General features: G+C 66.3%; 13 protein-coding genes. 4 read left to right on the top strand and 9 right to left on the bottom strand.

Going from position 1 to position 26,247, the window contains the following annotated elements; genetic code table 11:
• Positions 1–4: 4 nt before the first annotated feature.
• From U0C82_RS03305 to U0C82_RS03265, 9 genes are all read right to left on the bottom strand, one after another.
• The gene (locus tag U0C82_RS03305; protein WP_322185623.1) at positions 5–1,633 is read right to left on the bottom strand and encodes an alpha-D-glucose phosphate-specific phosphoglucomutase; all 1,629 of its coding nucleotides are present in this window, start codon (positions 1,631–1,633) and stop codon (positions 5–7) included.
• Complete coding sequence (glgA, locus tag U0C82_RS03300; RefSeq protein ID WP_322185622.1) at positions 1,630–3,087, bottom strand: glycogen synthase GlgA; 1,458 nt, start codon at positions 3,085–3,087, stop codon at positions 1,630–1,632. Before glgA ends, U0C82_RS03305 begins: the two co-directional genes overlap by 4 nt.
• Before the next feature lie 111 nt (positions 3,088–3,198).
• A complete protein-coding gene (gene glgC, locus U0C82_RS03295) occupies positions 3,199–4,464 on the bottom strand; it encodes a glucose-1-phosphate adenylyltransferase (protein WP_322185621.1) in 1,266 nt (421 codons plus the stop codon).
• A gap of 209 nt (positions 4,465–4,673) precedes the next feature.
• On the bottom strand, positions 4,674–7,148 hold the full coding sequence (locus U0C82_RS03290; protein ID WP_322185620.1) for a glycogen/starch/alpha-glucan phosphorylase: 2,475 nt from the start codon (positions 7,146–7,148) through the stop codon (positions 4,674–4,676).
• A 6-nt stretch (positions 7,149–7,154) separates the two neighbouring features.
• Positions 7,155–8,777 carry a glucose-6-phosphate isomerase gene (pgi, locus tag U0C82_RS03285; RefSeq protein ID WP_322185619.1) on the bottom strand — a complete coding sequence of 541 codons (1,623 nt, stop codon included), beginning with the start codon at positions 8,775–8,777 and terminating at the stop codon, positions 7,155–7,157.
• A gap of 298 nt (positions 8,778–9,075) precedes the next feature.
• Positions 9,076–10,440, bottom strand: coding sequence for an NAD-dependent succinate-semialdehyde dehydrogenase (locus U0C82_RS03280; protein WP_322185618.1), 1,365 nt, complete (start codon positions 10,438–10,440; stop codon positions 9,076–9,078).
• 289 nt (positions 10,441–10,729) lie between these two features.
• Positions 10,730–11,323 carry a dioxygenase family protein gene (locus tag U0C82_RS03275; RefSeq protein WP_322185617.1) on the bottom strand — a complete coding sequence of 198 codons (594 nt, stop codon included), beginning with the start codon at positions 11,321–11,323 and terminating at the stop codon, positions 10,730–10,732.
• A gap of 211 nt (positions 11,324–11,534) precedes the next feature.
• Positions 11,535–18,095, bottom strand: coding sequence for a translocation/assembly module TamB domain-containing protein (locus tag U0C82_RS03270; RefSeq protein WP_322185616.1), 6,561 nt, complete (start codon positions 18,093–18,095; stop codon positions 11,535–11,537).
• A gap of 2 nt (positions 18,096–18,097) precedes the next feature.
• On the bottom strand, positions 18,098–20,056 hold the full coding sequence (locus U0C82_RS03265) for an autotransporter assembly complex protein TamA (protein WP_322185615.1): 1,959 nt from the start codon (positions 20,054–20,056) through the stop codon (positions 18,098–18,100).
• Positions 20,057–20,599: 543 nt separating this feature from the next.
• On the opposite strand from U0C82_RS03265, the gene U0C82_RS03260 reads away from it, so the two are divergent.
• The 4 genes from U0C82_RS03260 (at position 20,600) to U0C82_RS03245 (ending at position 26,183) form a co-directional block, all read left to right on the top strand.
• Entirely contained in the window at positions 20,600–21,088 is a 489-nt protein-coding gene (locus tag U0C82_RS03260; RefSeq protein ID WP_322185614.1) for a (2Fe-2S)-binding protein, read from the top strand.
• A gap of 106 nt (positions 21,089–21,194) precedes the next feature.
• Positions 21,195–23,540 carry a xanthine dehydrogenase family protein molybdopterin-binding subunit gene (locus U0C82_RS03255; protein WP_322185613.1) on the top strand — a complete coding sequence of 782 codons (2,346 nt, stop codon included), beginning with the start codon at positions 21,195–21,197 and terminating at the stop codon, positions 23,538–23,540.
• A 138-nt stretch (positions 23,541–23,678) separates the two neighbouring features.
• Positions 23,679–24,485, top strand: a complete 807-nt coding sequence (locus U0C82_RS03250) for an FAD binding domain-containing protein (RefSeq protein WP_322185612.1) — start codon at positions 23,679–23,681, stop codon at positions 24,483–24,485.
• A gap of 369 nt (positions 24,486–24,854) precedes the next feature.
• On the top strand, positions 24,855–26,183 hold the full coding sequence (locus tag U0C82_RS03245) for an ABC transporter substrate-binding protein (RefSeq protein ID WP_322185611.1): 1,329 nt from the start codon (positions 24,855–24,857) through the stop codon (positions 26,181–26,183).
• Positions 26,184–26,247 lie beyond the last annotated feature (64 nt).

Below are 26,247 nucleotides of genomic sequence, written 5' to 3'. Positions count from 1 at the left end.
CCGATCAGGTGATGACGTCGGGTTCCGTGCGGCCGGTTCTCCTGCGGATCTCGCCGACGCTGTCGGCGATCGAGATCAGCTCGGCGAGGGCCTCTCCAGGTGCGTCGCCATGTCTGTCGGGATTGCTCTCGTACCGCTCGATATAGACCCGCAGTGTCGCGCCCGCGGTGCCGGTCCCCGAAAGCCGGAAGACGATCCGCCCCCCGCCCGAAAACACGATGCGCACGCCCTGGCCGGTCGCGACCGACCCGTCGATCGGATCCTTGTAGGAAAAATCGTCGGCTTCCGAGACGACGAGGGAGCCGAAGCGTTGGCCGGCCATGGAGGCGAGCCGGTCGCGCAGGGATTCCATCAGGCCCTCGGCCTTGTCGCTGTCGACCTCCTCGAAATCGTGGCGCTGATAGAAGGTGCGGCCGAATTCCGACCAGTGGCCCTCGACGATGCCGCGGACGCTTTCCCGCCGCTCCGCCAGAATGTTAAGCCACAGGAGCACCGCCCAGACGCCGTCCTTCTCGCGCACATGGTCGGACCCGGTCCCGGCGCTTTCCTCGCCGCAGATCGTGACCTTGCCGGCATCGAGCAGATTGCCGAAATATTTCCAGCCCGTCGGCGTCTCGAAGGTCTTGATGCCGAGCTTGTCGGCCACCCGGTCCACCGCCTGGCTCGTCGGCATGGAGCGGGCGACCCCGGCGATTCCTTGCCTGTAGGCGGGCGCCAGATGGGCGTTGGCCGCCAGAACCGCAAGAGAATCGGATGGCGTGACGACGATGCCCTTGCCGACGATGAGGTTGCGGTCGCCGTCGCCATCGGACGCGGCGCCGAAATCGGGACCGTCCTCGCTCATCATGGCCGCGATGAGATTTGCGGCATGCACCGCGTTCGGATCGGGATGTCCGCCGCCGAAATCTTCCATCGGCACCGCGTTGACGACGCTGCCCTTGGCGGCACCAAGCCGGTTTTCGAGGATTTCGGTGGCGTAGGGCCCGGTCACCGCATGCATGGCGTCGAAGCGCAGCGTGAAGCCGCCGTCGATCAGCGCGCGGATCTTCGGGAAGTCGAACAGCTCCTCCATCAGGTCGGCATAGTCGGATACGGGATCGACCACCTCGACCACCATGTCGCCGAGCCTGTGCTCCCCGACGGCATCGAACTCGGGGGCAGGGGCGGAGAAGATCCGGAACCTCTCGATCGACCGGGTCTTCTCGTAGATCGCCGACGTGATCCTTTCGGGTGCCGGCCCGCCGTTCTCGATATTGTACTTGATGCCGAAATCGCCGTTCGGGCCGCCGGGATTGTGGCTGGCGGACAGGATGATACCGCCGGCGGCGCCGCGCTTGCGGATGAGGTTCGAGGCGGCCGGGGTCGACAGGATGCCGCCCTGGCCGACGATCACCCGGCCATAGCCGTTCGCCGCCGCCATGCGGATCGCGATCGCCACGACATCCCGGTTGAAGTACCGGCCGTCGCCGCCGATGACGAGGGTTTCCAGATCGCCCCTGCCCACCGTGTCGAAGGTCGCCTGCAGGAAGTTGTGGACGTAGTGCGGCTGCTTGAAGTGCGGGACCTTCTTGCGAAGGCCCGACGTGCCGGGTTTCTGGTCGTCATAGGGTCTGGTGGCGATCGTTTCGATCATCGTGCATCGTCCTTCATCAGATCGCGATAGAGGTTCGCGTAAAGCTCGGCGCTCGCCGTCCACGAGACGTCGCTGCCCATCGCCGCCGTCTGCATCGCGCGCCACGGGCCGGGGGTTTGGTAGATTTCGATCAGCCGGTCGATCGCGGTCAGGATCGATTGCGGCGACGCATCGTCGAAGATGATGCCGTTGGCGCAGCCGGCCTGTCGGGCGGCGTAATTGGCATCGATGACCGTATCGGCGAGGCCGCCCACCCGGGCCACGAGGGGGATGCAGCCATAGCGCAGGCCGTAGAGCTGGGTGAGGCCGCAGGGCTCGAACCTCGATGGGATGAGGATCGCGTCCGCGCCCGCCTGCACCCGGTGCGACAGTGCCTCGTCATAGGCGATCCGCACGCCGATCCTGTCGCGATGGGCGACCGAGAGCTTCTGGAACGCCCCCTCGATCTGGGCGTCGCCGGTGCCCACGACGATCAGGCTCGCGCCTTTCTCGACGATCGCCTCGGCGATCTCGGCCACCACGTCGAGGCCCTTCTGCCATGTCAGGCGGCTGACGATGGAGACGATGGGCCCTTGCGTCGGCGCAAGGCCCATTTCCTCCAGAAGCGCGGTCCGGTTGACGGCGCGCCGGTCGAGCGTCGCGGCATCGTAGGTCGCCGGCAGCATCGCGTCGTCGGCCGAATTCCAGGCGCCGGTATCGATGCCGTTGACGATGCCGCAGACCGCTTCGCCGCGCTCGCGCAAAAGACCGCCGAGTCCCATGCCACCCTCTTCGGTGAGGATTTCGCGGGCATAGGTCGGGCTGACCGTGGTGACCCGGTCGCTGGCATAGATGCCGCCTTTGAGGAAACCGACATTGTTGAAGAATTCGACCCCGTCCATCGACCAGGCCTCGTCTGCGAGCCCCAGCCTTCCGAAGATCGTCGGCGCGAAATTGCCCTGAAACGCCAGATTGTGGATCGTCAGGACGGTTCGGACCGTCTTCTTCTTCCGTTTCGGGAAGGCGAGATAGACCGGCGCGAGCGCCGCCTGCCAGTCGTGGGCGTGGAGAATGTCGGGCGCGTAGCCTTCGATCGCGCCCTCGGCGATCCGGGCGCCGGCGAGCGACAGGGCGGCGAAGCGATGCCAATTGTCCGGATGATCGTAGCCGAGCGCGGTCAGATAGGGGCCGCCCTCGCGGTCGTAGAGCGCTGGGGCGTGAAGGACGAAAAGATCGAGCCCGCCGGACCGGACGGCGCGCACCTCCGCCTCGACCCCCAGGAGATCGTCGAAAACCGCCACCGTCCGGCCGGCGCCGAGCTTCGCTTCGACATCGCGATAGCCCGGCATCAGCGTCTTCATGGTGACGCCCTGACCCTTCAGCGCGCCCGGAAGCGCTCCGGCCACATCCGCAAGACCGCCCGTCTTGATGATGGGATAGACTTCGGACGCGACCGACAGGACTTGAAGGCTCATCGAAGGTTCACTCTCAACTGTACGCCCGCGGACGTCATTTCTCAAAGTTCCGACACCCGGAGCGATCGGCTCCGGGTGGGTGTGTCGTTCGCAAGGATCGAAGCGGTCAGGTCACAGCCGGTCGATCATCGGCTTGGTGACGAGGCAGATCCCGTTCTCCGAGCGCCGGAAGCGCGTTGCGTCGAGCTCGGGATCTTCGCCGATCACGAGCCCGTCCGGGATCTCGACGCCGCGGTCGAGGATCGCGTTCGTCACGCGCGCATGGCGCCCGATGCGGCAGCCCGGCAGCACGACCGCATGGTCGAGCTGCGAATAGGAGCGCTGGCGAACGCCGGTGAACAGGAGCGAGCGATTGAGCGCGCCGCCGGAGATGATGCAGTCGCCCGATACGAGCGAGGAGGTGGCGGACCCGCGGCGGCCATCGATATCGTGCACGAACTTGGCCGGCGGCACGATTTCCGCATAGGTCCAGATCGGCCAGTCGCGATCGTAGATGTCGAGCGGGGGGACGACGTCCGTCAGGTCGATATTGGCCTGCCAGTAGGCGTCGATCGTTCCCACGTCCCGCCAATAGGCCTCGTGGGTCGGCTCGTTGCTCGACCGCACGACGGACAGGTTGTAGCGATGGGCGTAGGCGCCGCCCTTCTTCACGATCTTCGGGACGATATCCTTGCCGAAATCGCGCGAGGAATTGGGATCCTCCGCGTCCTCGCGAAGCACCTCCATCAGGAACCGGGTCTCGAACACGTAGATGCCCATGGATGCCAGCGCGATGTCGGGCCGGCCCGGCATCGACGGCGGGTCCTTGGGCTTTTCCACGAATTCGGTGATCTTGAAGCTTTCGTCGACATGCATGACGCCGAAGCCCGACGCTTCCATGCGCGGCACTTCCAGGCAGCCGACCGTGACGTCGGCGCCGGAGTCCACGTGGCTCTGGAGCATGATCTCGTAATCCATCTTGTAGATGTGATCGCCGGCGAGAATGATCATGTATTTCGGCGCGTGATCCTCGATGATCTCGATGTTCTGGTAGACCGCGTCGGCGGTGCCGGCATACCACTGGTCCTCGGACACGCGCTGCGATGCGGGCAGGATGTCGAAGCTTTCGTTGCGCCCCGGGCGCAGGAAGTTCCAGCCGTTCTGCAGATGGCGGATGAGGCTGTGCGCCTTGTACTGCGTCGCCACGCCGATGCGGCGAATGCCGGAATTGATGGCGTTCGACAGGGCGAAATCGATGATGCGGGTCTTGCCGCCGAAATAGACGGCCGGCTTGGCGCGCGTGTCGGTCAATTCCTTCAGCCGCGAACCGCGTCCGCCGGCCAGGACATAGGCCATCGTGTCACGCGCAAGGGGGGCCGGTGGCCTCTGGTCCGTCATGAATGTTCCTCCCGTTCCAATCGCCATCGCGCAGACGGCGGCTCCCGCCGGATCTGAAGGCCCGGTCGTTCGAAGCACGTCTTGAGATATGGCGCGCCGCGTTGCGAGGAAGGTTAGCCCGGAAAAGATCTGCAAGGCTAGGACTTGCGGCCGCGCCCCGACGTTTTGCAGGGCGCCACCATGGCTCTTCCGATCTGCGGGCCGATGCGCTACGCCGCGCCGGGTCCTGCCTGCCAGATGTCCCGGGCATATTCGCGGATCGAGCGGTCCGAGGAGAACCAGCTCATGCGCGCGGTGTTGTGGACGGCCTTGGCCTGCCACGCCCTCTGGTCCTGGTAGAGCAGGTCGAGTTCACGCTGCTTGTCCCAGTAGGCCTGGAAATCGGCGCAGATCATCCACCAGTCATTGTTGTAGAGATTGGAGATGAGGCCGTGATAGCGCGCCGGCTCTTCCGGGCTGAACAGGCCGGACGAGATGGCGTGCAGGGCTTCGCGAAGGATCGGCGAATCCTCGATGATCGACCGGCCGGAATGGGCCTGGGCGCGGCGTCTGGCGACTTCCGGTGCGGTCAGGCCGAAGATGAAGATATTCTCGTCGCCAATATGCTCCCGCATCTCGACATTGGCGCCGTCGAGCGTCCCGATCGTCAGGGCGCCGTTGAGCGCGAACTTCATGTTGCCGGTGCCCGAGGCCTCGAGCCCGGCGGTCGAGATCTGCTCGGACAGATCGGCGGCAGGCATGATGATCTCGGCGACGGATACGTTGTAGTTCGGAATGAACACGACCTTCAAAAGATCGCGCACCACCGGATCGGAATTGATCAGCCGGGCGACATCGTTCGCAAGCTGGATGATCTCCTTGGCCTGCGCGTAGCTCGGTGCGGCCTTGCCGGCGAAGATCTTGACGCGCGGCGTCCAGCTCTTCTCCGGATGGGAGCGGATCTGGTCGTAGAGGGCGACCGCCTCGATGATGTTGAGAAGCTGGCGCTTGTATTCATGGATGCGCTTGACCTGGATGTCGAAGATCGCGTCCGGGTTCACCTGCAGCGCCATGCGCTCGGAAATCAGATGGGCGAGCTGCTCCTTCTTCCGGCGCTTCACGGCGCCGAACTTCTCGACAAAGCCCGCATCGCCGGCCAACTTGTCGATATCCTTGATCTTCTCGATATCGTCGATGAACGCCGGACCGATCGCTTCCTGGATGAGGTCGGTCAGCTCGGGATTGCACTCCATCAGCCAGCGGCGCGGCGTCACGCCGTTCGTCTTGTTCTGGATGCGGTCGGGATAGAGCTTGTGCAGCGCCTGGAACACCGTTTCCTTCATCAGGTCGGTGTGGAGCGCCGAGACGCCGTTGACCGCGTGGGAGCCGACGAAGGCGAGCTGGCCCATGCGGACCCGGCGTCCGTTGCCTTCGTCGATCAGCGAGATCGCGGCGATGTCCGAGCTCTCGAAGCGCTTTTCCTGGGCCGCAAAGCGGATGATCTCGGCGTTGATCGTGTAGATGATCTGCATCTGGCGCGGCAGGAGCCGCTCGAAGAGGTGGATCGGCCAGTGCTCCAGCGCTTCGGGCAGGAGCGTGTGGTTGGTGTAGCCGCAGGTCGCGCGGGTGATGTCCCAGGCCTGCCCCCACGCAACGCCGTGCACGTCGACCAGAAGCCGCATCAGCTCGGCGATCGAGACCGCCGGATGGGTGTCGTTCAACTGGACGGCGACCTTGTCGGCCAGGGTTTCGATGGTGCCGTGCCGCTTCAGGTGGCGCTTGATCATGTCCTGGAGGGAGGCGGACGAGAAGAAGTATTCCTGCCGGAGGCGCAGCTCCTGGCCGGCTTGGTGGGAATCGGCCGGGTAGAGGACGCGGGTGATCGCCTCGGCCTTGTTGGATTCCACCAGCGCGCCGATATGGTCGCCCTGGTTGAAGGCGTCGAGAAGGATCGGATCGACGGCCTGGGCGCTCCACAGGCGAAGCGTGTTGATCTGCTCGCCGCGCCAGCCCACCATGGGCGTGTCGTAGGCGACGGCGAGAACCCGTTCGGACGGGCGCCACATCTGGCGCGGCGGCTTGCCGGTTTCGTGGATGGTGTTGACGGTTCCGCCGAAGCCGATCTCGTAGGATGCGTCGCGGCGCTCGAACTCCCAGGGATTGCCGTGGACGAGCCAGGTCTCGGGCAGCTCGACCTGGCTGCCATCGGAGATTTCCTGGCGGAAGAAGCCATGCACGTAGCGGATGCCGTAGCCATAGCCGGGCACGCCGGTCGAGGCCATGGATTCCATGAAGCAGGCGGCCAGGCGCCCGAGGCCCCCATTGCCGAGCGCGGCATCGGGCTCCAGGAGTTCGACCATGTCGAGCTCGACGCCGAACTTGGCCAGCGCATCCGTGATCGGCCCGGTCAGTTGAAGATTGTTGATCGCATCGCGCAGGAGGCGGCCGATCAGAAACTCCATCGACAGGTAGCAGACTTCCTTGCCGCCGCTGGTCTCGATCCGGTTGCCGGACTCGAACCACCGGTCGATGATCCGGTCGCGAACGACGAGGGTCGTCGCGCGAAGCCAGTCATATTTGCGCGCCTGATCGGGATGCTTGCCGATCGAATAGGTCATCTTTTCGAGGATCTGCTTGGCAAGCGCGTCGGTGTCGTTGGAGCGCCGCTCTGGAACGGGAGCGTCGATGCGGGTCGTGGCTGACATGATGTCCTATTTCCTTCTCAAAGCCTGGATGGCCGCAACGAGGCCGCGCGTGGAGCCGTCGCGGTCCCCGGCGTCCTGTTCTCCCGTCACGACCGGGACGAGGTCTTTGGCGAGTTCCTTGCCAAGTTCGACACCCCATTGATCGAATGCGTTGATGCCGAAGAGCTGGGCTTCGACGAAAACGCGGTGTTCGTAGAGTGCGATCAGGCGCCCGAGGGTTCGGGCGTCGAGCGTCGCATATAAGAGGGTGATCGAGGGGCGGTCGCCGGGAAACACCCGGTGCGGGGCGATGCGGTCGGCCTCTTCCGGCGAGGCGCCCGCATCGAGCAGCTGCCTGCGGGCCTCGTCGAGGGTGCGCCCGCGCATCAGCGCGGCCGACTGGGCAAGGCAGTTGGCCAGGAGCAGATCCTGGTGCACCCGCATGTCCTCGCCCTCATGGGCGTTGGCGCCGACGAGAAACTCGACGGGGACGATGTCGGTGCCCTGATGGATCAGCTGGAAGAAGGCGTGCTGGCCGTTCGTGCCGGGCTCGCCCCAGGCGACGGGACCGGAGATCGCCACCGGCTCGCCGTCGCGGCCGACACGCTTGCCGTTCGATTCCATGTCGAGCTGCTGGAGATAGGCGGGAAATCGCGACAGGCGCTGGTCGTAGGGGATGATCGCCCGCGTCGGGCAGTCCATGGCGACCCGGTGCCACCAGCCGGCAAGGCCGAGCAGGACGGGTAGATTGTCCGCCATCGGGGCCGACAGGAAATGCCGGTCCATCTCGCGCGCCCCGGCGAGGAATTCGCGGAACCCTTCGGGGCCGACCGCGATCGCCAGCGGCAGGCCGATGGCCGACCAGATGGAATAGCGCCCGCCGACCCAGTCCCAGAAGCCGAAGATGCGATCGTCCGAAATGCCGAATTCGGCGACCTTGTCGAGCGCGGTCGAGACGGCGGCGAAATGATGCTTCACCGCATCCTCGCCGAGCGCGGCGACGATCCAGCGCCGCGCCGTCGCCGCGTTCGTCATGGTCTCGATCGTCGTGAAGGTTTTCGAGGCGACGATGACGAGGGTGGTCCTGGGATCAAGCGTCTCCAGCGTGTCGGACAGGTGCGCGCCGTCGACGTTGGAGACGTAATGGATGTCCGGCCCGTCATGATAGGGGCGCAGCGCCAGCGTCGCCATGGCGGGGCCGAGATCGGAGCCGCCGATGCCGATATTGACCACGTCGGTGAAGGCGTGACCCATCGCGCCGGTCTCGCCGCCGTCGCGCACGCCGTCCGCGAAGTCGCCCATCTGCCGGAGCACGCTCTCGACATCGTCGCCGACCTTCCTTCCGTCGGCGGCAAAGCCGTCTTCGGGCAGGCCGCGCAGGGCAGGGTGGAGGACGCTGCGGCCCTCGGTCTCGTTGATCTTCCGGCCGGCGAACATCGCGTCGCGCCCTGCCTCGACGCCCCGGTCGCCGGCGAAGGCGAGCAGCGCCCGGAGCGCCTCGCCGTCGATCGCCGTCTTCGACAGATCGAGGATCAGATCGTCCTGCGCGAACGACATCGTGTCGAAGCGGTTGCCGTCGGTCTCGAACAGGGCGCGGATGCCGATCTTCTCGGCACGTGCCGCCGCGCTTGCAATCGCGTCAGGATACAAGGCTCACTCCCAGATCTGGCTGTGTTCTTCGGCCCGACGAACTATCATGCGCATTCCGGCAATCCTAGCGAATGGTGCGAATAGTTCAAACGGACCGCGCGAAGGCGGTACGCCGCATCGGGACACATGGGTGCCCTCCATTCGAACAAATTGCAAGATTGCACTTTTATGAGGCTGACCGACCGGCCCCGATAGACGCGTCTCGTCGGCACGGGTCGCCCGGCGCGCCCCGGACGGCGGGGCGGGCTCGGACGCCTCCGCGTCAGAGCCCGCCCGCGAACGATCCTCGCCCGAAGCGTCAGTCGCGCGTGACGGTCTTGGCGTTCATGAAGGCGCGGATGCCCTCGTGGGACAGTTCGCGGCCGTAGCCGGAGAGCTTCACGCCGCCGAAGGGCAGAGCCGGGTGGGACGCCGTCATCCGGTTGATGTGCGTGCCGCCGGTATCGAGTTCGCGGATGAAGCGATCCTGTTCGGCCCGATCGTTCGTGAAGACCGCGCCGCCGAGCCCGAAATCGGAATCGTTCGCCAGATCGATCGCCTCGTCGATGGATGTCACCTTGAACATGATGGCGCAGGGGCCGAAGAGCTCCTCGCGATAGGCCGGGGCGTTTTCGGGAACGTCCGCCAGGATGGACGCCTTGTAGAAGAAGCCCGGTCCCTCCGGTGCCTCGCCGCCGGCAACGAGCCGTGCGCCGGCCTTCACGGAGCGGTCGATCTGGTCCTTGAGATCGGCAACGCCCTGTTGCGTCGAAAGCGGACCGAGATCGGTCTGCGCATCCATCGGATCTCCGAGCGTCATCGCCTCGACCCGTTCGGCATAGGCTTCGAGATAGCGCTCGTAGACATCTGCGTGAACGATGAAGCGCTTGCCGGCGATGCAGCTCTGGCCGTTGTTCTGCATGCGGGCCGTGATGCCGAGATCGATCGCCTTCGGCAAGTCGGCCGAGGGCATGACGATGAACGGGTCGGAGCCGCCGAGTTCGAGGACGGTCGTCTTGATCTCGCGCCCGCACGTTGCCGCGACGGCGGCGCCCGCGCCTTCAGATCCGGTGAGCGTCGCCGCCCTGATGCGACGGTCCTTCAGGATGCCTTCGACCTTGGAGGAGGAGATCAGGAGTGTCTGGAACACGCCCTGAGGCGCGCCGGCATCGAGCATCACCCGTTCGATCTCGAGCGCACAGCGCGACACGTTCGAGGCGTGCTTGAGGAGCGCGACATTGCCCGCCATGACGGCCGGCGCGACGAAGCGGAGGCACTGCCAGTAGGGGAAGTTCCACGGCATCACGGCGAGAATCGGCCCGATCGGCAGATAGGCGACGAAGTTCTCCGAAGCCGGGCCCCCGGCGCGATGATCGTCGGCGATCATCTGCGGGCCGTGCTCGGCATAGTAGCGGCAGGCCATCGCGCACTTCTCGACCTCGGCCACCGCCTCCTTGATACGCTTGCCCATTTCGAGGGTCGCGATCCGGCCCAGATCCTCCTTGCGCGCCTCGAGGCCGTCCGCGATCCGCATCAGAAGGTCCGAGCGGTCCCGAAGGCTCGACCTGCGCCAGTCGCGATAGGCCAGATCGGCATTGCCGAGGGCGCGCTCGATATCGCTGTCGGTGTGCTCGGCATATTCCTCGATGATGTCGCCGGTGGCGGGATTGATGCTGATGGGCATGAAGGCTCTCGCTCAAGCTTGTGGGTGACGGATACGGGCTCGAAACGCGAAAATCGACGCGCATCTTCGCCCCGCATGCCCCCGCGCACGCAGGCCGGAGGCTGGTTGCAGGCAGGTCAGCGCGTGCGAACCCCGCGCTCGCCGCGCCGATCCCGATACGCTCCGGGCCGCATTGCCCGGCGCATCCGGATCGTCCGGGAGGCTCCGATCGCACGCCTGTTTCCGACCGTCTGATATCGACCGTCGGACAGAGAAGTCCAGCCATCGGGCCGGCGCAAGGACGGCCGGCTCACACCACGAAGTCGAAGCGGCCGCGCCCGGCCCCGGGATCGAACGCCATCAGGAGATTGGGGTCGAAGAGACCGTCCCGGCGGTTCTGCGCGATCCGCGGAAAATAGAGCTGGGTCGTCAGGATCGACCCGCCGCGTGGCTGGACCCGCACATGGATATGGCGCGTGCGGCCGGGATAGAGCCCGGGAAGGATCGTCTGCACGCGCCATCGGCCCTGATCGTCGGAAAACTGGTGGCCGCGCAACCGGAACCCGGAATTGTCGTAGCGGCCGGCCGCATCGGCATGCCAGATATCGATTTTGGCGCCCGGGACCGGGCGGCAGTCCCGGTCGAGAACCAGACCGAAGAGGAGGATCGGCGCGCCGCCCTCGCTGTCGCGGGTGAAGTTGGCCTTGCGCGGGGACCCGGACGAGAAGAACGGGCCCGCCGTCTGCGCCGGCGTCAGCGGATCGTTGCCGCAGGCGGGCGTGCGGACGAGGCGAACGGTCCCGAAGCCGGTCTCTGCGCGCGCATTCGCGGCAAGATGCGGCATGGCGAGCGCGGCGACGAGCCCGGCCGCGAACGTCCGGCGATTGACGGGTCTCAAAGCCATGCGACGACCTCCGTTTGGGCAAGGGTTCGATCCGGCGTCCTTCCCCCAGCGCCTGCGTGACGGGAAGGACGCGGATCCTGTTCCCATAGCTACGCATCGCCGCCCGGTTCGGATGTCTGCCGAAGGCGCGATCGGGGAGCCGGCCGGGTCCCGCCCGTGCGCCGGGCTCGAACCGGACCCGCCCCGGCTGGTCGAAAACGGCAAGCTGCGATCAGAATTCGCCTTCGTAGAAGACGCCGACCTCGCTGCTGCCTTCGCCGTTCACCGAGCCGCGCGCCTTGAGGCCCGCGCCCAGGTTCAGGTCGACGGACACGCGTCCGGTCGAATCGACGCCAAGATAGATGTTGTCGTTGATATACTTGCCGGCCCCGACCGCGGTTTCGCCATCGGCCGTCGTCGAAATGTCGAGATCGTCGACGCCGAGCTGCGAGCGCAGGTTCTCCAGAAGCCCGGTCGAGCCTCCGACGCCCGCCAGCGACGCGGCGGCCTCGGCCAATTGCGCGATCTGCAAGGGCGACAGATCGCTCGTGCCCTGCTGGAAGATCAGGCGGGCCAAGACTTCGTCCTGGGGAAGGTTCGGGTTCGACGAGAAGGTGAAGCTCGGATCGTCCGCCGGGCCCGTCACGGCGATGAACACGGTGACGTCGCCGCTGGTCGAGCTTGCCAAAAGATCCAGGGTCGGCACGAGATTGCCGGTGAAGGTCAAGGTGCCTTCCTGGAAGTCAAGCCGCTTGCCCAGAATGCCGAAGCGGCCCCGGATCAGGTCGAAGGCGCCGGTGATTTCGGGGGAAGCCGAATTGCCCTCGATCTGGATCGTTCCGCCGAGCTCCAGATCAAGCCCCCGGCCACGCACGAACACCTGGTTGGGCGCCGAGAAGGTGATGTCGAGATTGACGCCGGCGCTGCCCGAAGTCCCGGCGGCGCTTTCCGGATTGAGTTCGCGCTGCTGTTCGTAGACCGCCGGATTGGCGTTCACATGGGTCACGTCGATGCGGGCGAGCGAGCTCGGCAGGTTTTCGGGAACGAGAACGTTGATCTCGTCCGATGTGATCGTGCCGGCGATCGTCGGCCCGTCGGTCAACGGGCCGGTGATGGCAAGGTCCGCCGAGAGCGTCGCCGTGACGATCTCGCCATCGGTATAGCGACCGTCGTCGAGGCGCACAGAGATGTTCGCGTCGAAGGGGGCGGCGAGCGAGACCGTGCCCCCGGCTTCGATGGTGCCGCCCTGGCCGAGATTGGCCGAGAACGTGCTGATCGTCGCCGTCTGGCCGTTCAGGTCGATCCTCGTCGTGATGTTGTCGACGACGAGATTGGCCGTGGCGTCGACGAAGCGCGCGCCCGACGTCGAGATCGAGCCGGTGACGTTCGGCTGGGTGACCGGTCCCGTGATGTTGGCGTCGACAGCGACGGTGCCGGTGATCGAGCGGCCGCCTTCCGCGAGCGTCCGGTTGGCCAGTTCCAGAGGGGCGGTGCCGTCGACGGCGATGTTCAGCGTCGGCGTGCCGGACAGGTTCACCGAGCCGCTGGCGTCGAGCGCGATCCCCGCGCCCGAAACGCTGGTATCGGTCGTGACGACATTGTTGGCGAAGGTGCCGCTCGTATCGATGGCGAGCGCACCGATGCCGGCGTTGCGGGTCTGCGCGACCGATACGCCGGACGCATCGATATCGTACTGAACCGACGGGCTGGATGGCGAGCCGTCGACCGACACCGTGCCGTTGATCGTGCCCTGCGGATCGATGCCTGGCGCCGCGGCGCTGGCGATCGAGGCCGGCAGGTTCGCGATGGCGACGTCGAGATCGAGATTGCCGGCGCTGGCCGAGCCCGTCACCGTGATGCGACCCGGGCCGACGTTGAACACGGCCTGCGACAGGTCGACGGCCTGGTCGGCATAGGTGCCGGCGATGGCGGCGTCGATCGCGGGCGCGCCGGCGGCGCGGCTCTGGGCGACCGAGACGTTGGACGCCGAGATATCGAAGGCGGCGTTCGGGTTCGAGACCGAACCGGTCGCTTCGGCCGTGCCCGAGAGCGTGCCCTGTGCGCCGAGACCTTCGACGAAACCGTTGGCAAGGCCGACCGGTAGCTGGTTCAGGGCGAGCGAGACGTCGAGGGTCTGGCCGATCGTGCCCGATGCCGTGAGCGATCCGTTGCCGACATTCACCGCCGCCGTTTCGAGCCGCACGGTTCCGTCCGCGTATGCACCGGCGGCATCGAAGGAAAGGGGCGGGGTGTTCGAGCGCGCGATCTGGGCTGTCGTGATGCCCGAACCCTGAAGGTCGAAGCTGGCGTCGGGGTTCGCCAGGGGGCCGGTTGCCCGCGCCGTGCCGGAGATCGTGCCTTGCGCGCCGAGGCCTTCGACGAAGCCGTTGGCCAGCGCCACGGGCAACGCTTCGAGATCGGCGGTGATGTCGAGGCTGTCGCCGACCGTGCCGGACGCCGTCAGCGAACCCGAGCCGATGTCCAGCGCCGCGTTGGCAAGGGTCAGCGTACCGTTTGCGTAGGAGCCAGCCGCCTCGAGCGTCAGGGGGGCGACATCGCCGTCCTTCAATTGCCGGGTCGTGATACCGGATCCGTTCAGCTGGAAGTCCGCGTTCGGATCGGACAGGGAGCCGGTGGCCGAGGCCGTGCCGGAGATCGTGCCTTCCGCGCCAAGCCCTTCCACGAAGCCGTTGGCGAGGCCGACAGGCAGGGCGTTCAGATCGACGTCGATATCGAGATTTTCGCCGACCGTTCCCGATGCGATGAGAGATCCGGTTCCGACATCGAGTTCCGCCGTCTGGAGGGACAGGGTGCCGTCGCTGAAGGAACCGGCCGCATCCAGCGTCAGCGGCGCGATGCCGGAGCGGGCGATATCGGCCGTGGTGATGCCGCGACCCTGAAGCGAGAATTCGGCCTGGGGGTCGGACAGCGAACCCGTCGCCATGCCGGTGCCGGAGATCGTGCCTTGTGCGCCGAGCCCCTCGACGAAGCCGTTGGCAAGGCCGACCGGCAACTCGTCGATGGCAAGATCGAGGACGAGTTCGTCACCGACCGTGCCCGACGCTGTCAGCGAGCCGGTGCCGACATCGAGCTCTGCATTGGTCAGCGTCAGCGTCTGGTTGGCGTAGGCGCCCGAAACGTCGAGGCTGAGTGGATCGATGCCGCTCGCCGAGATCGCCTGCGTCGTGATCTGGCGCCCGGTCAGCGTGAATTCGGCGGCGGGATCGGATATCGAGCCCGTCGCCGAAGCCGTGCCCGAGATCGTGCCGCTCGCGCCGAGATCCTCGACGAAGCCGTTCGCGAGCCCGACAGGCAAGCGGTCGATCGCCAGGTCGACGTCGAGATCCTGCCCGACCGATCCCGACAGGGCGAGGGAGCCGTCGCCGACATTGACGGTGCCCGTGGCGATCCTTGCCGTGCCTTCCGCGTAGGTGCCCGAAAGCTGCAGGCTGAGCGGCTGGATGCCGGACTGGACGATCTCGCGCGTCGTGATTCCAGAGCCGGAAATGTCGATGGTCGCGGCCGGATCGCCCACCGGGCCCGTCGCCGTCGCCGTGCCCGAAAGCGTGCCGGCGGCGTTGAGGTTCTCGACGAAGGCGTTGGCGATGCCGACCGGGAACTGGTCGAGCTGCGCCTCGAGGTCGAGGGTCTGGCCGACGGTGCCGGACGCTGTCAGCGATGCCGGGCCCGCGACGATGTTCGCCCGTTCGATGGTGGCCGTCCCGTCCGCATAGGCGCCCGCGACGTCGAGGGTCAGCGGCTGGATGCCGGCTTGCGAAACCTGCGGCGTGGTGATGCCGGAACCCGAAAGGTCGAACGTCGCGTTCGGATCGTCGCGCGGTCCGGTGACGCGCGCATTGCCGGACAGATCGCCGCTGGCGTCGAGCCCCGGCACGAAGCCGTTCGCAAGACCCACGGGCAGTTCCCGCAAGGTGGCGGTCAGATCGTAGGTCTCGCCGATCGAGCCGGAGGCGGTGAGCGATCCTTCGCCGAAGGTCGCGTTCGCCTCGGTCAGCGTCAGAACGCCGTCTGCGTACCGGCCGTTCGCGCTGAGATCGACCGGCGGAACGTCGGTCTCGGCGAGTTGCCGCGTGGTCAGGTCTTGCCCCGAAACATCGAAGACGGCCGTCGGATCGGCGCTCGTGCCGGACACCTCGGCGGTGCCCGAAATCGTGCCGGCCGGATCGACGCCGTCGACGAACGGTCCGGCGACCGCCAGCGGAACCGCGTTCATGGCGGCGGTGAGATCGAGGCGTTCGCCGATGCTGCCCTCGACGGAGAGCGAGCCGTCGCCGACGGCGAGGGTGAACCCGTCGAGGCTGGTCGTGCCGTCCGCGATGCGGACCTGCGCACTGTCTTGAAGCGCGACGCGGGCCTCGGGAATGTCGGCGATGAGCCGGGTCAGCGCCAGGACCGTCTCGTCCGGGGCGAAGCGCGCGCGCGCGCCCAGGTCGATCGGCACCCCGTTCGCCCGGGCGGTCGCGGCAAGCGCGTTGAATTCGCCCTCGCGGGTCAGCTGGACGTCGAGATCGGAGAGGGCGACGGCGCCGGTATCGATCGCCGTGGCGGTCACGGAGCCGGTCGCGAAAGGCGTTCCAAGATAGTCGGCGACATCGACATCGATGGCCGCACCCTGCAGCGTCGTGCCGGCGACGGTCAGATTGCTCGCCGTGATCTCGGGCCGGGCGATCGGCGTGCCGTCGGCCGCCCGGTCGAGGCCGATCGTGCCGTTGACGTCGCCCGACGCATCGAGGCCGCCGAGCGCGGCGAGCGGACCGAGATCCTCGATCGCGACCCGGATGGAACCGAGCGGCGTGAAGTTTTCGGTCAGCGTCAGATCGCCGGTCACCCGGTTCTCGCCCTGGCGGATGAGGAGATCGGCGATCTGCCGGTCGCCATTGGGCTGGGTGCGCAGGTCCGCGCGTCCCTCGAGCGGCGCGCCGTCGAGGGTGCCGGTGATCCGGAGCGTGCCGGTGGGGGCGTCGGACGCGAGCGAGCCGCGCGCCAAGACTTCGAGATCGGCCAGTTCCTGGCCGTTGATCGAGAGCTGGTTGCCGTCGAGGGTCAGGTCGATGTCCGGCTTGTCGAGCGGGCCGCTTGCCTCAAGCGCGAACTCCGCGGTGCCCGCAAGGGACGCGTTGAGGCTGGCCGCCTCCTTGAGCTGGCCGGTGATGTCGGCGGACACGCTCTCGTTTTCGAGCGCCGCATTGCCCGCGATCGCAAGGCCGGTCGAATCGAGGGCAAGGTCCGAGACGCGAAATCCGCCGGTCGGGGTGCGCTCGACATTGCCCGCAAGGCCGAGCGTTTCGCCCGCGATGGGGACAAGCGCGGCGGATAGCGCCGATGTCTGGAAGGTCGAATCCACCGTCAGGTCGAAGACGGAAAAGTCGAGCGCCGCCGTGCCCTGCACGGAAAGCTCGGCCGTCTCGGTGGTCGCCGTCGACGGATCGAAGCGCAGGCCCGCTTCGGTCAGGGCGCCGTCGACCGCGATGCGCAGCGGCGCGGTGAGGACGCGTTCCTGGATGCCTTCGGGCGCGGCCATGCCTTCGGCCGTCGCGACGATCCGCAGCGGGCCGCGCAGGCCGGTGACGTCGAAGCCGGCGCTCGTCACCGCAGCGTCGACGCCGGTCGCCCGATAAGGGCCCCAGCCGCCGGCGGGAAGCTGTGCGGCAAGGTCGAGCGCCGCGTTCGAGAGCGCGCCGTCGATCGCGGCGGTGAACGACTGGATCGAGAGGCTCGTCTCTCCGAACGCGATGTCGATCGCGCCTTGGTCGGGGGAGGTGAGCGAGAGGGTGAGATCGTTGCCCGGACCGCTTGGATCGAGCGTGCCTTCGGCGTTCAGCCGCAGCGCGTTCGAGGCGAGCTGGGCCTGTTCGATCCGGTAGGTGCCGTCGGAATTCAGGACGATCTGCGCGTCGAGATTGGCGCCGCCCTCGACATAGCGGCTGTAGGCGTCAGGAACGAAGCGCGCGGCCGCGACCGAGAGTGCGAGGGAGATGCGGCGCCCCGTCTCGATCTCGTCGGCGCGCGCGGTCAGCGAGGCGGCCTGTTCGCCGGCAATGGTCAGTTCGCCGTTCGCCATGAAGTTCGACAGCGGGCCGGACCCGTTCACCGAAAGCTCGACGGCCGGGCGATCGGGAATGTCGAGAAGCGTCGCGACGAGGCCGCCCTGGGGCTCGCTCGCCTGGATATCCACCGTCAGCTGGTTCTCGGCCGGCGCGAAGGCGAGATCGAGCGCGATGCGTCCCGGCTGGTCGAGCCGTTCGATATTGGCCGAAAGGGCGAGATTGACCGGATCGTCCGCGAGCGACAGGGAGGCCTGCGCCGAAAGCCGCGCCCGGGTTCCCGCGATCGCCTCGCCGAGGATGAACTCGTCGATGGCGATATTGTCGATATCGGCGGTGATCGAGGGGAGGGAAAAGCCGCCGCCGGTCTCGTCTTCCGCCGCCTGCGGCTGGCCGACGGGCAGGCGTTCCAGGACGATCTGGCCGGCGGTCAGGTTCTCGACGCTGACGTTCGAGCGAACGAGCGAGAAGGGCGACCAGTCGAGCGCGAGATCGCTCGCGGTGAGGAACACACCCTGCGGGTCCGCGACCGTGACGCTCTCGATCCGCACATTGCCGCTGATCGCGCCCGACAGACCCTGGATGTCGACGGTCAACGTCTCGGAATTGATCAGGTTCTCGATCTGGTTCGCGACGAATTCCTGGGCGCCGGCTTCACGCGGGGATGCGAGCGAGCCTGCGAGCAGGACGCCGAACAGGATCGCGAGGAAGCGGGCGAATGCGGTCATGATCAAAAGGCCTGTCCGATGCCTGCGTAAAACTGGAAGCTCGCGTCGCGCGGGCCCGGATCGAGCGGGACGCCGACATCGACGCGGATCGGGCCGAAGCTCGTCAGGTAGCGCGCGCCGATGCCGGCCCCGATCTTGAGGTCGCCGAAATCGGGAACGAGATCCTGCGAGGCAAGTCCGAAATCGACGAAGGGCACCACCTGAATGTTTTCGGTGACGCCGATCCGCGCTTCGGCCGCACCTTCGAGCAGCGAAAGCCCGCCCTGCGGCGTGTCGACGAAGATCTCGTTCTGGCCGGGACCGGCGACATCGGGAAAATAGGGGCTGATCGACTGGAACTCGTAGCCGCGCACCGATCCGCCGCCGCCGGCATAGAAGCGGCGATCGTTCGGGACGTCCTCGAGGTCGGCGCCGAACACCGTGCCGTAGCCGAGCCGGCCGGCGAGAATGAGCCGGTCGCTTTCGAGCGGCGAATAGTAGGTGCGGCCGTCGAGGCGGGTGTTGAGGAAGAACGTCTGGGTGTTGACGCCGTAGGAGGGCTCCAGCCGGGCCTGCGCGTAGAACCCTTCCGTCGGGTTCAACTCGTTGTCGCGATTGTCGAACGTGTAGAGGATCGGCACCGAGCCGATGAGATAGTCCCGCGTGTCGAGGAAGTCGGTGATCTCTTCATACTCGACCTTCACGCCCGCCGCGATCGTCTGGACGTCGTCGAGTTCGTATTCCACGCCGCTGGTCGCGTTGACGAACAGGCGGTCGTAGGCGAGCGGCTGTTCGCGGCCCGCCGCGATCGATCCGACATAGACCGAATCCGGACCGAGCACGCCCGGCTTCTTGAAGACGAGCGACGTCGCGAAGTCGAAACCGTCGAGCTCGCGCGCATTGCCCGAGATCGCGGTTGCGCCGATGCGCGAGACGGACGCGTCGAGGCGGATGTTCTCAGCCCGGCCGAACAGGTTGCGATGGCCGATATAGCCGGACGCGCCGGCGCCTTCCGTGTTCGAATAGGTCGCGCCGAGGCCGTAGAATCCGAAGTTCTGGCGTTCGGCGACGGTGACCTGAACCGGCAGGCTGCCGTCCGGCGCCTGGCCCTTGGCTTCCTTGACGACGACCGAGGAAAAGACGCCGAGATCGACGAGGCGCTGGCGGGCTTTCTCGAGCTCCTCGGGCGAGAACACCTCTCCCGGATAGATGCCGGCCATGTAGGCGACGAAGCCGGGATCGACATCTTCGGGGCCTGAAACCCAGGTCTCGCCGAACGGGACCGGATTTCCCGGCGACAGGTCGGTCAGATAGTCGAGCCTGTCGGTGGCCGCGTCCGCCAGGATGTCGCGCCGGGTGACGGCGACGAAGGGCCGGCCTTCCTCGCGAAGATCGTTGTAGAGCTTGGCCTCGGCCTCGAGGACGGCGACCGAGGAGGCCGAGCCGCCGGTCTCGAGGCCGAATTCGGAGGGATCGACGGGAATGCCGCCGGCATCCACGGACACCTGGCCCAGCGTATATTTCGGTCCCGGCAGCACCCGGATCAGCACCGGGACGGGCCGGGAATCGTCGAATTTGGTGTCGGGCAGAATGTCGGCGACGTTCTGGCCGTCGATGAAGATGTAGACGAGCCCGTCATAGCGCGCATTCTCGTAGAGTGCGGCGACGAGACGCTTGCGATCGTTCTTGGCCTTGGCGATGAGCCCGAGCGAGCCCGCCGCGGGATCGTCCTCGTCGGACACCAGAACCGAGGCGTCCTCGAGCGTCGAGGCCAGATCCTCGTCGCCGTCGGGCGTCGGCGTGATCTCGATGCGGACCGAATAGTCGAGCGGATTGATGACGTCGAAGCCGTCGTCCTCGTTCTCGCTTTCGAAAAACTTGAATCCGAACAGCTCGAACGCCGAAGCCGGCCTCGGTGCAAGCACCCCGGCGAGCATCGTCGCGACGACGACCCGAACGATCTGGCGGGGCCAAATCCTCAAAACGCAACTACCCCCTCGCAGCGTCCTCATGACGCTCCCCGTCGACGATCGGCCGTATCCCCACGGCGATCGCGTATCGGACCCGATGGCGTCGACCGAAATCGATTCCATCGCGACGGGCGCTCCTAGATACTTGCCGACAAAAAGAACGATTTGGTTAAAGATAACAACCGCCGACCGATCACACTTGCGTCGATTCGACCCGGCGGCGTGCGGAACGCCGGCGCCTTGTGCCGAACCTGTCACAGGACCGCGAAGGTTCGCGGGCCGGACGCCGCCGCGCGATTGCGGCCATGCCCGCCGGATCGCCGAGCGCCTCGCCGCCCGCAGCCCGGGAGCGCTGTGGGGATCGCCGGGCGCGCCTCGGTCTCCCGGTTTCGGCCACGACGCCGCGACCGTTCGCTCGTCTTGCATCCGCCACCGAAAGACGGCACGTTCGGTTTCGAAACTGCGGGTGGCGTGGGAGTGCCGCCGGGCAGGACGGCATCTGGAGAATGCGCGCCGTTCGATCGGGTCGCATGTGGATTTTACGGGAGGAATTCAGTGAGCAAAGTTTCCATGACGGTGAACGGGCGGAACGTTGCCGGCGAATGCGAGGATCGCACGCTGCTGGTGCATTTCCTGCGCGAAACCCTTCATCTGACGGGTACGCATGTGGGATGCGACACCTCGCAGTGCGGGGCCTGCGTCGTTCATCTCGATGGCAAGGCGGTCAAATCCTGCTCGATGCTCGCGGTGCAGGCCTCGGGATCGCATGTGACGACGATCGAAGGCATCGCCAAGGGTCAGGACCTGTCGGCCGTTCAGACGGCATTCAAGGAACATCACGGTCTGCAGTGCGGCTACTGCACGCCCGGCATGATCATGACCGTCACCGACATGATCTCCCGCCATGGCTCCGAGCTCGACGAGGCGACCGTGCGCGAGGAACTCGACGGCAATATCTGCCGCTGCACCGGCTACCACAACATCGTGAAGGCCGCTCTCGACGCCGCGTCCAAGATGGGCGCCCGGGCCGTCGCGGCCGAGTGACGCGATGCCGCCGGCGGCGGCATGGGACAGCATGAATTCGGACGGGCGGCGCGCATGAATTTCATGGACGCGGCCGCCGCAGGCAAGATTTTTGGGAGGAACACCAATGGGTGTCGAAGGTATTGGCGCAAAGGTCCTGCGCAAGGAGGACCGTCGTTTCATCACCGGGATGGGACGCTACACGGACGACATGTCCGTTCCGGGCATGAAGCATGCCGCGTTCGTTCGATCGCCGCACGCCCATGCGAGGATCGTCTCGATCGACGCGTCGGCCGCGCGGGACATGCCGGGCTTCGTCGAGTTTCTCGACGGACAGCAGCTCAAGGCGGACGGCATCGGCAACATCATCTGCGGCTGGCAGGTGACGTCGAAGGACGGTTCGCCGATGAAGATGGGCGCCTATCCCGCGCTCGCCGACCAGATCGTGCGCTATGTCGGGCAGCCGATCGGCATCGTGATCGGCGACACCCAGGCCCAGGCCCGGGACGCCGCCGAGGCGGTCATGATCGAGTATGAGGAACTGCCCGTGGTCGTGAAGGGCCCGGACGCCATCAAGGAGGGCGCGCCGCAGCTTCATCCGGAAGCGGAGAACAACATTTCCTTCGACTGGGAGATCGGCGATGCCGAAGCGACCGCGAAGGCGTTCGAGAACCCGGCCAAGGTCGTCAGGCTCGATATCCTGAACAACCGCCTGTCGCCGAACCCGATCGAGCCGCGCGCGACGCTCGGCCACTACAATCCGGCCGAAGACCATTATACCTGCTACACCACATCCCAGAATCCGCATGTGGCGCGCCTCGTGATGAGCGCGTTCTACAATGTCGCGCCCGAGCACAAGCTGCGCGTCATCGCCCCGGATGTCGGCGGCGGATTCGGCGCCAAGATCTACATCTATCCCGAAGAGATCGTCTGCCTCTGGGCCTCCAAGCGCGCGCTCGTCCCGGTGAAATGGGCATCCGACCGCACCGAGGCCTTCCTCACCGACGCCCATGGCCGCGATCACGTCTCGGACGTCGAGATGGCGCTCGACGCCGATCACAGGATCCTCGGCCTGCGCGTCAACACGATCGCCAATCTCGGCGCCTACATGTCGCTGTTCTCGTCGGCGACGCCCACCTATCTCTACGCGACGCTGCTGTCGGGCCAGTACAACATTCCGGCGATCTACGCGAACGTGAAGGGCGTCTACACCAACACCGCGCCCGTCGACGCCTATCGCGGGGCGGGTCGTCCCGAAGCCACCTTCCTCATCGAGCGCACGATGGAGACGGCGGCGCGCGAGCTCGGCATCTCGCCGGCGGACTTCCGCCGGATCAACTTCATCCGCTCCTTCCCGCACCAGACGCCCGTCATCATGAACTATGATACGGGCGACTTCGAAGCGACGATGGAAGCGGCGATGAAGACCATCGACGTTGCCGGCTTCGAGGCGCGCCGTGCGGAGGCCAAAGCCCGCGGCAAGCTGCGCGGCCTCGGCATGAGCTGCTATATCGAGGCGTGCGGGATCGCGCCGTCGAAGGCCGTCGGCTCGCTGGGCGCGGGCGTCGGCCTGTGGGAATCGGCCGAGATCCGGGTCAATCCCGTCGGCACGATCGAGGTCCTCACCGGATCGCACAGCCACGGCCAGGGCCACGAGACGACGTTCGCGCAGGTCGTCGCCCAGCGCTTCGGCGTCTCCGTCGACAATATCCAGATCGTCCACGGCGATACGGACAAGGTGCAGTTCGGCATGGGCACCTACGGCTCGCGCTCGGGCGCGGTCGGCTGCTCGGCCATCTCCAAGGCGCTCGACAAGGTCGAGGCCAAGGCCAAGAAGATCGGCGCGCATCTGCTGGAGGCCGACGAGGGCGACATCGTCATCGAGAACGGCGAGGTGAAGGTCGCCGGCACCGACAAGAAGCTCGCCTGGCACGAGGTCTGTCTCAGCGCCTATACGGGCCACAACCTGCCGGACGGCATGGAGCCGGGCCTGAAGGAAGGCGCCTTCTACGATCCGCAGAACTTCACCTTCCCGGCCGGCACCTACATCTGCGAGGTCGAGGTCGACCCGGAGACGGGCGTGACCGAAATCATCGACTTCGTGGCCGCCGACGATTTCGGCAACATCATCAACCCGATGATCGTCGAGGGTCAGGTCCATGGCGGACTGGCGCAGGGCATCGGCCAGGCGCTGATGGAGGGCGTGAACTATGACGAGACCGGCCAGCTCGTGACCGCGTCCTACATGGACTACGCCATGCCGCGTGCCTGGGATCTGCCCATGTTCAAGGTCGAGACCCTGGTCACGCCCTGCACCACCAATCCGCTGGGGCTGAAGGGCTGCGGCGAGGCGGGGGCGATCGGCTCGCCGCCGGCTGTCATCAATGCGATCACCGACGCCATCGGCAACAATGATCTGACCATGCCGGCAACCCCGGAAAAGGTGTGGAACGCGATCAACGCCGTCGCCTGACGATGGACGGGCGCGGGCCATCGCAGGCCTGCCGCCCGCTTCGCGTCGATCTCGAACAGGACGGTCTTTCGAACCGGCGCGCGCGTCTCTTCCAGGCGAAGAGCCCGCGCCGGCAAGGACCAAAGGGAGGAAATTTCCATGTATGAAACCAGCTATCAACGGCCGGCCAGCATCGACGAGGCGGTCGCGATGCTCTCGGCGAGCGAGGGCGAGGGCAAGCTGATGTCCGGTGGCATGACGCTGATCCCGACCATGAAGGCCCGGCTCGCCATGCCGAGCACGCTGATCGATCTGCGCCATATCGACGCCCTGAAGGGCATAAGCTTCGAGAACGGCCGCCTGACGATCGGCGGCGGCACGACCCATGCCGAGATCCATGCGAGCGACACGGTCAGGCAGCACGCCCCGACGTTCGCCCATCTCGCCGGCCTCATCGGCGATCCTGCCGTGCGCCACATGGGCACGGTCGGCGGCGCGGTCGCCAACCACGACCCGGCGGCGGATTATCCCGCCGCGCTTCTCGCGCTCGGCGGCACGATCCACACGAACACGCGCGAGATCGCGGCCGACGATTTCTTCACCGGCATGTTCGAGACGGCGCTCGAGGAGAACGAGATCGTCACCGGCGTCTCCTTCACGCCCCCGCAGGCGGCCGGCTGGGAGAAGTTCCGCAACCCGGCCTCGCGCTACGCGATGGCCGGCGTCTTCGTGGCCAAGCGCAGCGACGGGTCCGTCGGCGTCGGCGTCACGGGTGCCGGCAGCAGCGGCGTGTTCCGGTGGGCGGACGCCGAAAACGCCTTGTCGGCAAGCTTCGAGCCGTCGGCGATCGACCCCCTGTCGATCTCGGCGGACGCGATGATGGGCGACATGCACGGCTCGTCCGGCTACCGCGCCAATCTCGTCAAGGTCGTGACGAGGCGCGCGGTGAAGAACGCGCAAGGCTGACCGCACGCATCCCGATCAGGACGACAGGACCCGGAGCGCTCGGAACGGCGGTCCGGGTCTTCTGTTGTATGAAGCACGGGAATGGGCCGTCGGCCGCGTGCGGCTTCTTCGTATGCGACAGGACGTTGCGCCCGCGTGGGCGTGCTCGACGGACGCGGGCCGCCCGATAAATCAAAAAGATTGAATTTTTACAGGCGCCCGCTATCGTGGGAGCCTCATGGGCGAGAAGCGGAGAGGCGGAGGGAATTCGATTCGAGATTGTGAATCTGATGATTTAATCCTCGACATCGAACATGGCCCGTCTAAACTCCTCGCACCAATGACGACCGGAAAAAGGTTGCGGAAACAAACCATTCATCGGGAGGAACCATGACGATCAAGACCCTTTTGAAGACGACGGCCGCGTTCGGCGCGCTTCTTGCCGTGACGGCATCCGTCGCGGCGCAGGAAACGACGCTGACCATCGGCACGGTCAACAATTCCGACATGGTCCGCATGCAGGGCCTGACGGACGCTTTCACGCAGGAACATCCGGACATCGCCCTGAACTGGGTGACCCTGGAAGAGAACATTCTCCGCCAGCGCGTGACCACCGATATCGCCACCAATGGCGGTCAGTTCGACGTGATGACGATCGGCACCTACGAAGTTCCGATCTGGGCCAAGCAGGACTGGCTGAAGCCGCTGGACGATCTGGGCGAAGACTATGACAAGGACGACCTGATCCCCGCCATCGCCAACGCATTGTCGGTCGACGGCACCCTCTATGCCGCGCCGTTCTATGCCGAGAGCGTGCTGACGCTCTATCGCAAGGATCTTCTCGAGAAGGCCGGGCTGGAAATGCCGGAACAGCCGACCTGGGATTTCATCGCCGAAGCGGCCGAGAAGATGACCGACAAGGAAGCCGGCGTCTACGGCATCTGTCTTCGCGGCAAGCCGGGCTGGGGCGAGAACATGGCGTTCCTCGGCAACATGGCCCGCTCCTTCGGCGCGAACTATTTCGATGCGAACTGGCAGCCGCAGTTCGAGTCGGAAGGCTGGAAGAAGGCCGTCACGCTCTATGTCGACCTGATGACGAAGTACGGCCCTCCGGGCGCCGCTTCCAACGGCTTCAACGAGAACCTCTCGCTGTTCGGCCAGGGCAAGTGCGGCATGTGGATGGATGCCTCCGTCGCCGCCTCCTTCGTGACGGATCCCGAGCAGTCGCAGGTTCCCGACCAGGTTGGCTTCGCGCCCGCTCCGTGCGGTGTCGAGAATTGCCCGAACGACGGTTTCAACTGGCTCTGGGCCTGGTCGCTGGCGATCCCGGCCTCTTCCGAGAAGGCCGAAGCCGCGCAGACGTTCATCTCCTGGGCGACCTCCAAGGCCTATCTCGAGCTCGTCGCCGAGAAGGAAGGCTGGGCGAACGTGCCGCCCGGAACGCGCACCTCGCTGTACGAGAACCCGGACTATATCGCCGCGGCTCCGTTCGCCGAGGCGACCTTGAACGCCATCAACAATGCCGATCCGTCGATCACCGACGACAAGCCCTATGTCGGCCTGCAGTTCGCCGCGGTTCCGGAGTTCCAGGGGCTTGGAACGGCGGTCGGCCAGCAGATGGCGGCGGCTCTCTCGGGCTCGTCCACCGTCGATCAGGCGCTGGCCCAGTCCCAGGCGATCGCCACCCGCGAGATGACGCGCGGCGGCTACATCAAGTAAGCCGTTCCGGCTTCACGAAAGACGCTCCGGGCGGCCCGTCGCCGCCCGGGTTCGGCATCTCGGG

The sequence above is a fragment of the Fulvimarina uroteuthidis genome (genome assembly GCF_034321785.1).
GTDB classification, from domain to species: Bacteria; Pseudomonadota; Alphaproteobacteria; order Rhizobiales; family Rhizobiaceae; genus Fulvimarina; species Fulvimarina uroteuthidis.
Note: the sequence above shows the minus strand (reverse complement) of the source record. Positions and strands in the feature narration are given on the sequence as shown.